This window comes from Micromonospora sp. C95, from assembly GCF_018070465.1.
Taxonomy (GTDB): domain Bacteria; phylum Actinomycetota; class Actinomycetes; order Mycobacteriales; family Micromonosporaceae; genus Micromonospora.
Genome location: NZ_JAGPXT010000024.1, coordinates 26,990 through 39,058, shown reverse-complemented (window position 1 = coordinate 39,058; position 12,069 = coordinate 26,990). Strand labels below are relative to the sequence as shown.

Genomic DNA, 12,069 nt, shown 5'->3' with positions numbered 1-12,069 from the left:
GGCGTCAGCTGGCGGCGGAGGTCCGGACCAGGGTGCGGATCTGGCGCAGCAGCACCGACAGGGCCGCCAGGTCCGCGCGGGACTCGTCGAACTCACCCATCGCCCGTTCGGCGCGGTGGATCGAGGTGGCGTTCGACTGCTCCCACTGCTGGACCCGCTCCTGCGGCGGCAGGTCGCCCGGCGTGGAGTCCAGCACCTCCGCGGTGAGTGCGGCGAGCGCGGCGTACAGGTCGTACCGCAATGCCATCCTCGCCAGCGTCTGCCACCGGTCCTCGCGCGGCAGCAGGGAGATCTTCGACAGCAACGAGTCCACCCGGAACCGGTCGGAGAGCACGAAGTAGATCGAGGCTACCTCGCCCACGTCCCGCCCGGCGCTCGCGGCGGTCTCGACGACGTCCAGCAGGCCGAAGCTGTACATCAGTCGGGTACTGCGCTCGGCCAGCTCCCGCGGCACCCCACGCTCGGTCATGGAGTCGATGTGCGCCGCGATCGACTCGCGCTCGCTGCCGTAGAACAGCGTCTCCATCCGGGGCAGCAGCCGGGCGATCCCGTCCCGCAGTCGGGCGATCTCCGCCGGCACGTCGATCGGCGAGCGGCGGTTGGTCACCAGCCACCGGACCGCCCGGTCGAGCAGCCGTCGGGTGTCCAGGTAGACGTTCGTCTGCAATTCCGGATCGATCCGGTTGTCCAGCGTCTCGACCGCGTCCCACAGCTCGCGCAGTCCGAAGACCTCACGAACCACCACGTACGCCCGGATCACGTCGGCCGCCGTGGCGGCGGTCTCCTCCACCACCCGGAAGACGAACGAGATCCCGCCCCGGTTGATCGCCTCGTTGACCAGCACCGTGGTCACGATGTCGCGACGCAACCGGTGCCGGTTCATCCGGTCGGCGAACCGCTGCCGCATCGGCGTCGGGAAGTAGTTGACCAGCACCTCGCCGGTCCACCCCTCGTCGGGCAGCGTGTCGGTGAGGATCTCCTTCTCCAGGGCGATCTTCACGTACGCCAACAGCACGGCGAACTCCGGCGCGGTCAGTCCGGACTCGGTGCGTACCGCCAGTTCCTCGTCCGGCGGCAGCGCCTCAAGCGACCGGTCCAGCACGCCGGCTCGCTCCAGCTCCGTGATCATCCGCCGGTGCACCGGAAGCAACGAGGTCGCCTGGGCCTGGGAGTTGTTGATCGCCCGAGCCTGGTCGTAGTTGTCCCGCAGCACCAGCTCCGCGACCTCGTCGGTCATCCGGGCGAGCAGCTCGTCCCGCTCGGGAATGGTCAGCTCGCCGTCGGCGACCGCGGTGTTCAGCAGGATCTTGATGTTCACCTCGTGGTCGGAGCAGTCCACCCCGGCCGCGTTGTCGATGAAGTCGGTGTACATCCGGCCGCCCGCCTGGGCGTACTCGATCCGGCCGTGCTGGGTGAAGCCGAGGTTGCCGCCCTCACCGACCACCCGGCAGCGCAGGCTGCGGCCGTCCACCCGGATCGCGTCGTTGGACTTGTCGCCGACCTGGGCGTTGGTCTCGCTTGACGCCTTGACGTAGGTGCCGATGCCGCCGTTCCAGAACAGATCGACAGGCGCGGTGAGGATGGCCTTCATCAGCTCCTGCGGGCTCAGCTGGTCGACGTCGTCGTCGAGCCCGAGCACGGCACGGACCTGTGGTGAGATCGGCACCGACTTCGCCGTACGCGGGTAGATCCCGCCACCGGCGGAGATCAACTCGGTGTTGTAGTCCTCCCAGGTGGACCGGGTCATCTCGAACAGCCGCTTCCGTTCGGCGTACGAGGTGGCCGGGTCCGGGTCCGGGTCCAGGAAGAGGTGCCGGTGGTCGAAGGCGGCCACCAGCCGGATGTGCTCCGACAGCAGCATGCCGTTGCCGAACACGTCACCGGACATGTCGCCGACTCCGGCCACGGTGAAGTCCTGGCTCTGGGTATCGTGCCCCATCTCCCGGAAGTGCCGCTTGACCGACTCCCACGCGCCCCGGGCGGTGATGCCCATCTTCTTGTGGTCGTATCCGGCCGAGCCACCGGAGGCGAAGGCGTCGCCCAGCCAGAAGTTGTGTGCCGTCGAGATCTCGTTGGCGGTGTCGGAGAAGGTCGCGGTGCCCTTGTCCGCCGCCACCACCATGTACGGGTCGTCGCCGTCGTGCCGAACCACGTCGTCGGGCGGCACGATCTCACCGGCCACGATGTTGTCGGTGACGTCCAGCAACGCCGAGACGAACTCCTTGTAGCAGGTCACCGCCTCGTCCCGGTCGCCCGGCTTCTGCTTGAGCACGAAGCCGCCCTTGGCTCCCACCGGCACGATCACGGCGTTCTTCACCATCTGCGCCTTGACCAGGCCGAGCACCTCGGTACGGAAGTCCTCCCGCCGGTCGGACCAGCGCAGGCCGCCCCGGGCCACCGGCCCGAACCGCAGGTGCACACCCTCGAACCGGGGCGAGTACACGAAGATCTCGAACTTCGGTCGCGGCGCGGGCAGCTCGGGTATCGCCTGCGGGTCGAGCTTGAACGCCACGTACGGCTTGGGCCGCCCACCCACCGGCCGCTGGTAGAAGCTGGTCCGCAGGGTGGCCTGGATCAGGTTCAGGTAGGACCGCAGGATCCGGTCCTGGTCGAGGCTGGCCACGTCGTCGAGCGCGGTACGGATCTCGGCCGCCAGTTCGGCACCGCGCCGCTGGCGCTGTTCGGCACCGACCGGGCCCGGCTCGAACCGCGCCTCGAACAGCTGCACCAGCAGCGTGGCCAGGTGCGGGTACGCGATGAAGGTGGACTCCATGTAGTCCTGCGAGAACACCGTGCCGGTCTGCCGCAGATACTTCGCGTACGCCCGCAGCACCACCACCTGGCGCCAGGTGAGGCCGGCGAGCAGGACCAGCTCGTTGAAGCGGTCCACCTCGGCCTCGCCCCGCCACGCCGCCGCGAAGGCGTTCTCCACGTGCGGGCGCACCTCGGCCAGTTCCTGGTGCCCCTCCGGCAGTCGCAGCCCGAAGTCGTACAGCCAGATCCGGCCGTCGACCCGTTCCACCTCGTACGGGTGCTCGTCGACGACCTTCACCCCGAGCGAGTGCAGCACCGGCAGCACCGCCGAGAGCATCATCGGCTCGCCGTAGCGGTACACCTTGAACCGCACGTCCATCGACTCGTCGGCGTCCGGACCCCGACCCACGGCACGCGGCGCCAACTGCTTGCGGAACAGGTGCATCTCCAGCTGGCCGGGCTCCTCCAGCAACTCCAGCTTGGCCAGGTCCTTCATCGCCTCGTACGGCGTGTGCCCGTCCTTGTAGCCCTCCGGGAACGCGTCGGCGTACCGGCCGAACAGGTGCTTGGCCTGCTCGTCACCGAGCTTGCGCTCCAGCACCAGCCGGTAGTCGTCGTCCCACAACCGGGTGGCGTCGGCCAACTCCTCGGCAAGCAGGTCGGCGTCGATGTCGCCGGGCGGGCTCGTCGGGTCGGTACGCACGATGAAGTGCACCCGGGCCAGCATCGACTCGGTCACCCGGGTGGTGTAGTCCACCCCGACACCGTTCAGCTCACGCAGCAGGATGTCCTGCATGCGCAGCCGGTTCTGGGTGGTGAACCGGTCCCGGGGCAGGTAGATCAGACAGGAGATGAACCGCCCGTACGCGTCCCGGCGCAGGAACACCCGCAACTGCCGGCGACCGGCCATCCGCAGCACCCCGACGACCGCGTGGTACAGGTCGTCGGTCTTGATCTGGAACAGCTCGTCGCGCGGGTACGTCTCCAGGATCTGCATCAGATCCTTGCCGGAGTGGCTGCGCAGGCTCAGGCCCGACCGGTCCAGCACCTCGGCGACCTTGCGCCGGACCACCGGCAGCTCCTGGACACTGGTCCGGTACGCGGCGGTGGAGAACAGGCCCAGGAAGCGGCGCTCGCCCACCACCTCGCCGTTCTCGTCGAAAATCTTGAAGCCGATGTAGTCGAGGTACGCCGAGCGGTGCACGGTGGCCCGCGAGTTCGCCTTGGTGATGATCAGCAGACGCTTCTCGGTGACCTTCTCGTGCGCCTCGGGCGTCATCGAGGACAGCGCCCGCGCCTCCGGCGAGTCCTGACGCAGGATGCCAAGTCCGGTGCCGAGCACCGCTTCCAACGCCGGCCCCTCCTCGGCCGAGTTCGGCACCAGCCGGTACTCGCGGTAGCCGAGGAAGGTGAAGTGGTCGTGCGCGAGCCAGCGCAGCAGCTCCACCGAGTCGGTAATGTCCTTCTCCGGCACCGGCGGCCGGTTGTCACTGGTCCGCGCGGCGGCCAGCTCGTCGGCGAGGGCGAGGGCCCGCTGGCGCATCTTCGGCCAGTCCTCGACGGCCTCCCGCACGTCGGTCAGCACCCGTTGGAGTTCCCGGCGCAGCTTGTCCCGCTCCTCCGGGTCGCGGACCGGGTCGATCTCGATCCGCATCCAGCTCTCCACCAGGTCGCCGGAGATCGCGTCGTCCGGCTCCACGTCGGCGGCGACCTCGACCAGCCGCCCCAACGGCTCCCGGCGGACCACGACCAGTGGGTGCACCAGCAGGTGGACGTCCAGGTGGTGGGTGTTGAGCAGGGCGGTCACCGAGTCGACCAGGAACGGCATGTCGTCGGTGACGATCTCGATGACGCTGTGGTGCTGCTCCGCGTCGGGCGAGTGGATCCGCAGCTTCAACTCACCCGGCACCCGCTGCCGGGCCAGTTCCCGGTGCGCGCGGGCGGCGTCGAGCATCTCCTCGGCGGTGAACCCGATCAGTTCCTCGTCCGGCGCGAACCGCCAGAACCTGCCCACCAGGGTCGCCGCGTCGTGGTCGTCGCCGGCCAGCGACACCGCCTGGGCCACCAGTCGCTCGGCGTTGGGCACCGGCTCGTCGAACTCGGCGTCCTCCGCGTCGTCGGTCAGCGCCTCCGGCGGTAGTCCCAGGTCGTAGAGGGTGTCGATGCTCGAACCGGTCATCCCGGTCGCACCTGTGTCTAGCCGACCGAAACCGTCCCCGTCGGTCGCCGTGTCGAAACTGTCGTCCCGGCCGGTGTCAACCTGCCGGAGGTCGGGTTCCGGTTTGATCGCCGGACGCCGGTCCATCGGTGCCACTCCCCTCGACCCACAACGCTGTGGGTCACTCTGCCGCCAAGCCTAGGCCGACCGATCGCTTCCTCCGTCGGCGGACCACCGGCCGGACGTCCGGATCTCCGACGCCGTCCTTTCACCCGTTGCGGTACGAGGTTCGACCGGGTTCGGAGTACCCCACCTGATGTTGTTCATCACACCGTCACGAGACCGTCTTTTCGCCTGGCCAGGCCGACCGGGGCAGTGGCCGGCGCGTCGGCGTACTAGCGTGCGGAGCAGCCGACCAGGAGGAAGCACCAGATGCACGTTCCGCGCCGACACCGCCGCAGCCGGTCGCCACTGGCGGTCGCCGCCACCTGCCTGGTCGTCGCGGCCAGCCTGGTCGCCTGCTCCGGCGAGGACGGCCCACAGCGCACCGTCGACGCCTTCCTGGACGGCTGGCGCAAGGGCGACCTGAACGCCGTCGGTTTCGTCGACCCCACCGGTGCGAAGATTGCCGCCGGCACCGTCGTCCAGGAGATCCGGGAGCTCTCCGGCGAACTCGTCGACGCTCCGCTCACGCTGACCCGTCAGGGCGATCCCGAGGTGGTCCGGGACACCGCCACCGCAAGCATCCGCGCGGAGTGGACGCTGCCGGGCGGGACGAGTTGGGCGTACGACCGGCCGGTGCGACTCACCCAGGGCCGCGACGACCAGTGGCAGGTGATCTGGGAGCCGCAGATCGTCCAGGAACAGCTCACCCGCGGCGATCGGCTGGGACTGCGGCGGGACCGGGCACCCCGGGCCACCGTGCTCGACGGTGCCGGTGAGCCGATCGTGGCGCCGCGCGACGTGGTCCGGGTGGGGTTGCAGCCCAACGAGGTGACCGACGTCAAGGCCATGGTCCGCGAGCTGGACGCCGCGTTCCGCGCCATCCGGCCGGCGATCACCCCGCCGGTCGACCTGTCTGACCTGCCGAAGCGGCTCAAGGAGGCGAAACCGGACGCATTCGTCGAGGTGGTCACCCTGCGCGACGAGGCGTACCGGCAGATCAAGTCGCGCATCCACCCCCTGCCCGGGACGAAGTTCCCGACCGACAAGCTGGACCTCGCACCCACCCGCGAGTTCGCCCGGGCGGTGCTCGGCAGCGTCGACCCCGCTTACGCCGAGGACCTCGCCGACCATCCCGACCGCTACTCCCCCGGCGACCTCGTCGGTCACGGTGGGTTGCAGGGCCGCTGGGACGAACGGTTGCGTGGCGTACCGGGCCTGGCCGTCGTCATCAACCGGGCCGGGCCGAACGGCACCGTCGAGTCGACCGGCACCGAGGTCTTCCGCCGCGAGCCCCAGCCCGGCCAGCCGGTTCGTACCACCCTCGACGTGACCACCCAGAACGCCGCGGACCGGGCGCTGCGCGCCGAGCGCCGGCGGGCCGCCCTGGTGGCCGTACGGATCAGCGACGGTGCCGTGCTCGCCGCCGCCAACGGTCCCGGTGCCGCCGGCGAGAACCTGGCCTTCACCGCGCAGGTGCCACCCGGCTCGACCTTCAAGATGGTCAGCGCGTTCGGGCTGATCGAGCGCGGCGCGGTCACTCCCGACACCACTGTCGACTGCCCGAAGAGGTTCGACGTGGAAGGACGTTTGTTCAAGAACTCCAATGACTTCGCCCTCGGCGAGGTGCCGTTCCGCACCGACTTCGCCAAGTCGTGCAACACCGCCTTCGCCGCGCTCGCCCCCCAGCTGGGCGCGGACGGTCTGGCCGCCGCCGGACGCACCCTGGGTCTGGAAGGCGAGTGGGCAGACCTGGGTCTCGATGCGTTCACCGGCAAGGTCTCGGCGAACGGCGGCGCCACCGAGCAGGCCGCCGCGGCGATCGGCCAGGGCACGACAGTGGTCAGCCCGCTGGCCATGACGGCGGCGACCGCGGCGGTGGCCCGGGGCAAGTTCCTGCCACCGCAGTTGCTCGTGGATCCCGCGCCGGAAGGGGCCGCCGAGCCGGGGCCACAGTTGAAGCCCGAGGCGGTCAAGGCCGTCCAGGACATGATGCGCGAGGTGATCACCAGCGGTTCCGGCACGGCCCTGCGCGACGTACCGGGCGAGCCGGTGCACGGCAAGACCGGCACCGCCGAGTACGACGACAACCCGGAGAACACCCACGCCTGGTTCGTCGGCTGGCAGGGCGACGTGGCGTTCGCCGTTTTCGTCGAGAAGGGCGGCTCGGGCAGCGGCACGGCGGTACCGATCGCCGAGCGCTTCCTGCGCGCCCTGGCCGACTGAGCGCCTCAGCCCTCCCAACCGCCGCTGACCCCCCGCAAACGCTCCCCGGTAAGCAACTTCGGGGTTGTTGCTGGGTCAGCGGGGCCTCCAGGCAGCAACAACCCTGAAGTTGTCCGAAACGGCGGCGGGATGAGACGGCGGCGCTCTGTCAGGCGGCCGGCCCGCCGGTGGCGGTCGCCGGACGAGTGGCCCCCGTCGAGAAAGCAGTGCCGCCCAGGTCACCATCGGCTACACCACCATCGGCCAGGTCATGATCAGCCAGGCCACCATCGACCGGGTCACCGCCACCCACACCGCCACTGCCGTCGCCCGCGCCACCGCCGTCCGTGCCGCCACCGCCACTCGGGCGGCCGTCGCTGTGGCGATGGTCGTCGGACTGACCGCGGTCGACAGGTGCCGGTGCGTCCGGTGGGCCGGGTTGATCGATGCTCCGGCGCGGGCCGGGGGTGGGACGGCGACTCTCCTCGGGACGCAACCGAGGTGGCGCCGAACCGGGAGCGGTCACCGGGCGCAGGCCGGACACCACGGTGTTGACGATCTCCGCGGCGTACGCGCCGTCCGGGTCGTAATCGGGATCGAAGACGGTCAGCTCGACACCGAGACAGTGCGGGGTGTCGACCAGGCCGGCGAGCAGGATCTCCAGCTCGGCGAAGGCGATGCCACCCGGGTCGGGCGCGTCGACCGCCGGCATCACGGCGGGGTCGAGCACGTCCACGTCGACGTGCACCCAGTAGCCGGCGCAGTCGGCCAGTTGCTCGTGCGCCCACTGGGCGGTACGCGCCGCGCCCTCGGCGCGGAGCGCCGGCACCGGTCGGGTGACGATGCCGGCGGCCTGCAGGTCGAGCCGGTACTCGTCCTGGGCACGGATGCCGAGCACCACCACGTCGACGTCGCGGAAGTAGGGTCGCCGTCCCTCGATGCCCGCCAGGTCGGCCTGGCCACGACCGGTGACCAGGGCGAGATCCTCACCCGCCGCCGCGCCCACGTACGAGGCGTTGCCGGGGTGCCGGAAGTCGGAGTGGCCGTCGACGAAGACCAGCCCGATGCGGCCACCTACCGCCTCGCCCAGCCGGTGCATGGCCAGCGCCGAGCCGAGCAGGATCGAGCAGTCACCGCCAAGGACCACCGGGAACTCGCCCCGGTCGATGATGGCGCCGATCCGGTCGGCAAGTGCCGCCGAGTAGTCGGCGATCTCCCGCGCGTGGCAGACCCCGTCGCCTGGTCGCCAGTCGCCGGCGTCGTAACGGGGCGGGGTCAGGCAGCCCGCGTCGCGGGCGCGCAACCGGGGCAGCAGTCCCTGGTCCCGTAGCGCGCCGGGCGCCTTCCCGCAGCCCGGCACGGAGGTGGGTGTGGGCGGGCGCAGACCGAGGTTGCTCGGCGCGTCGAGGACGGCGATCCGGCGCAATATGGGCTCCCGTCCTCTCGGTGTGAAGGCGGGCCGGCGACACGCCGGCCCGCGCTGGCGTGGCAGGTACTCAGAACAGGGCGCTGGCCAGCGCCCGGCGGGCCGAGGCGACGGCCGGATCCTCCGGCCCGGCGATGGCGAACAGGCCGACCAGGTGCTGACGGACCTTCTCCCGGTCGTCGCCACCGGTGCGGCGTACCAGCCCCACCAGGCGCTGGTACGCCTGATCGGCCAGACCGCTGAGCACCTCGATGTCGGCGGCGAGCAGTTGGGCGTCGACGTCGTCGGGCTTGGCCGCCGCGGCGGTGAGCGCGGCCTGCGGATCGGCGCCGGCCACCCGGCGGGCGAGCCCCACCTGGGCCAGCCCGGCCTCGGCGGCGGCGTCCGCCGGGGTCTCGGCGAGGATCTTCCGGTACGCCTGCTCGGCGGCGTCCAGGTCGCCGCTCATCAGCGCGTCGTCCGCCTCGTCGAGTCGTGGATCCTCCGGCTCGGCCACGCTCACCCCGCCGGCCTTGAGCACGGCCTGAAGCCACTGGCGCAGCTGCGCCTCGGGCACCACGCCGGAGAAGGCGTCGACGGGCTGCCCGCCGACCACCGCGTACACCATCGGGATGCCCTGGACCCGGAACATCTGCGCGAGCCGCGGGTTGGCGTCCACGTCGACCTTGGCGAGCACCCAGGCGCCGCCACCCTCCACCGCCAGCCGTTCCAGCACCGGGGAGAGTTGCTTGCAGGGCTGACACCACTCGGCCCAGAAGTCGATCACGACGGGTGTGGTCAGCGAGCGCTCCAGCACCTCGGACTGGAAGGTCGCCTCGGTCACGTCGATGACGGTGACGCCACCGACGGCGCCGCCGGGCGCCCCGGCGGGCGGGCCGGCCTGGACCGGAGCCGGTGTAGAACTCGGGGCAGGGGTGCGCAGCGCGCTGAGGTCGACCGCGCCGCGGGTGAAGATCGACGAGGTGATCCGTGGGTCGCTCATGGTTATCTAGTCTCGCACGCAGTTCGCCGAACTCGGATCAGCCTCGGCCCGCGCAGTTGCCACTGTCACCCCTGCCCAGCCGCCCTGGTGGGCCGAAGGTCAGAACCGTGCAGGCTCGCGGTAAACGCCCCATTCGGCCCGCAGCGCGTCGCAGATCTCGCCGAGCGTCGCCTCCGCCCGGACGGCGTCGAGCATCGCCGGGATCATGTTCTCCCCGGTACGGCTCACCGCCACCATCGCCTCGACCGCGGCACGTACCCGGGCCTCGTCCCGGCCGCGTTTGCGGTCGGCGAGCATCCGGCGCTGTTCCACCTCCACCTCGTGCGAGATGCGCAGGATCTCCAACTCCTTGGCGACGGTGCCGGTGTGGCAGTTGACGCCGACGATCTTCTTGTCGCCCTTCTCCAACGCCTGCTGGTACGCGAACGCGGCCTCGGCGATCTGTCCGGTGAACCAGCCGTCCTCGATGCCGCGCAGGATGCCGGAGGTCATCGGCCCGATCTGGTGCGGGCCGTCGCCGCCGAGCGCGCGGATCCGGGCGAAGATCTCCTCCGCCTCGGCTTCGATCCGGTCGGTGAGCGCCTCGACGTACCAGGAGCCGCCCAGCGGGTCTGCCACGTTCGTCACCCCGATCTCCTCCATCAGCACCTGCTGGGTACGCAGGGCGATCTCGGCGGAGGAGTCGGTGGGCAGGGCGAGGGTCTCGTCGAGGGCGTTGGTGTGCAGCGAGTTGGTGCCACCGAGCACCGCGGCGAGCGCCTCGACGGCGGTGCGTACCACGTTGTTGACCGGCTGCTGCGCGGTCAGCGACACACCGGCGGTCTGCGTGTGGAAGCGCAGCCAGAGCGCCTTCTCGCTGGTGGCGCCGTAGACGTCACGCAGCCAGCGGGCCCAGATCCGGCGGGCGGCCCGGAACTTGGCGATCTCCTCGAAGAAGTCGACGTGCGAGTCGAAGAAGAAGCTCAGACCGGGAGCGAAGACGTTCACGTCGAGCCCGCGCGACAGCCCCAGTTCGACGTAGCCGAAGCCGTCGGCCAACGTGTACGCCAGTTCCTGCGCGGCCGTCGAGCCGGCCTCCCGGATGTGGTACCCGGAGACCGACAGCGGCTTGTAACGCGGGATCTCGGCGGCGCAGTACTCCATCAGGTCGCCGATCAGCCGCAGGTGCGGCTCCGGGTCGAACAGCCACTCCTTCTGCGCGATGTACTCCTTGAAGATGTCGGTCTGCAACGTCCCGTCGAGGCTCGACAGGTCGGCGCCCTGGCGCTCGGCGGCCACCAGGTACATGCAGAACACCGGCACCGCCGGGCCGGAGATGGTCATGCTCGTGGTGACCCCGGCCAGGTCGATGCCGTCGAAGAGCACCTCCATGTCGGCGGCGCTGTCCACCGCCACCCCGCAGTGGCCCACCTCGCCGAGCGACTGCGGGTCGTCGGAGTCGCGGCCCATCAGGGTGGGCATGTCGAAGGCGACCGAGAGCCCGCCCCCACCGGCGCCCAGGATCATCTTGTAGCGTTCGTTCGTCTCCCGGGCGTTGCCGAACCCGGCGAACTGGCGGATGGTCCAGGTCCGCCCCCGGTAGCCGGTCGGGTGCAGGCCCCGGGTGTAGGGGAACTCCCCGGGCCAGCCGATGCGCTCGAAGCCCGGATACGCCGCGCCCTCGGGCGGGCCGTAGACCGGCTCGACAGGCATTCCGGAGAGCGTGGTGAAGTCGGCGTCCCGCTTGCGCGCGGAGTCGTAGCGGGCCTGCCAGCGGGCCCGCCCGGCTGCGATGTCGTCGGCGTTCATCCCCGGGCTCCTCCTCGAGTCCTCGACTGCACGTCGAGTGTAGAGCCCTTACCTGAACGATCGATCAGGTAGTGCGTACCGGCCGGTAACCTGAGCTGCGCGAACTCAGCCGACGGGGCCGTCGATGGCCACGTCGTCCACCCGGATGTTGATCTCGTCGACCCGCAGTCCGTACGCCTCGACCGCCCTGGTCACCTCGACCCGCACCGCGGTGGTCACCTCGGGTACCGGGTGCCCGGCGTCGGTCACGATCACCAGGTTGATCACGGCGCCGCCGTTCGTCACGTGCGCCGAACACCCCCGCCGCGCGTCGCCGACCTGGTCGAGCCCGACCCGGTCCAGCACCGCGTTGAAGAACCGGGCGATGTCGCCGCCCAGCTCGACCACGCCCGGCACGGCCTTGGCCGCGGCCACCGCGATCTTCTCCACCACCTCGTCCGAGATGTGGGTACGCCCGCCCGCGACCGCGTCCGGCGTCATCGCCAACTCCTGCGTCATCTCGTGATCCATGCGTCCCCCAGCGGCCGTCGCGGCTTCCGCGCAACCGCGCGGCGGTGCGAGCCTAACCGTCTCCGGCGGTCCGCAGTGGACGCG

5 protein-coding genes and 1 pseudogene are annotated in these 12,069 nt (G+C 70.7%); 1 reads left to right on the top strand and 5 read right to left on the bottom strand.

All coding sequences use genetic code 11. The annotated features are described in order from the left end of the window. Positions 1-4: 4 nt before the first annotated feature. Entirely contained in the window at positions 5-5,059 is a 5,055-nt protein-coding gene (locus tag KBX00_RS22880) for an NAD-glutamate dehydrogenase (RefSeq protein WP_210830114.1), read from the bottom strand. Between the two features lie 285 nt (positions 5,060-5,344). Between KBX00_RS22880 and KBX00_RS22875 the strand changes: the two genes are divergently transcribed. Beyond that, positions 5,345-7,300: a penicillin-binding transpeptidase domain-containing protein gene (locus KBX00_RS22875; RefSeq protein ID WP_210830113.1), complete on the top strand. Its 1,956-nt coding sequence runs from the start codon at positions 5,345-5,347 to the stop codon at positions 7,298-7,300. A gap of 415 nt (positions 7,301-7,715) precedes the next feature. On the opposite strand, the pseudogene KBX00_RS22870 reads toward KBX00_RS22875, so the two are convergent. The 4 genes and pseudogenes from KBX00_RS22870 to KBX00_RS22855 all read right to left on the bottom strand — a co-directional run. Beyond that, a pseudogene (locus tag KBX00_RS22870) lies at positions 7,716-8,708 on the bottom strand (arginase family protein); the annotation flags it as partial. A gap of 67 nt (positions 8,709-8,775) precedes the next feature. Further along, a complete protein-coding gene (locus KBX00_RS22865) occupies positions 8,776-9,687 on the bottom strand; it encodes a tetratricopeptide repeat protein (protein ID WP_210830112.1) in 912 nt (303 codons plus the stop codon). 99 nt (positions 9,688-9,786) lie between these two features. Beyond that, the gene (locus KBX00_RS22860) at positions 9,787-11,475 is read right to left on the bottom strand and encodes a methylmalonyl-CoA mutase (protein ID WP_210830111.1); all 1,689 of its coding nucleotides are present in this window, start codon (positions 11,473-11,475) and stop codon (positions 9,787-9,789) included. Positions 11,476-11,580: 105 nt separating this feature from the next. Beyond that, a complete protein-coding gene (locus tag KBX00_RS22855) occupies positions 11,581-11,973 on the bottom strand; it encodes an Asp23/Gls24 family envelope stress response protein (protein ID WP_301548440.1) in 393 nt (130 codons plus the stop codon). Between the last annotated feature and the right edge of the window lie 96 nt (positions 11,974-12,069).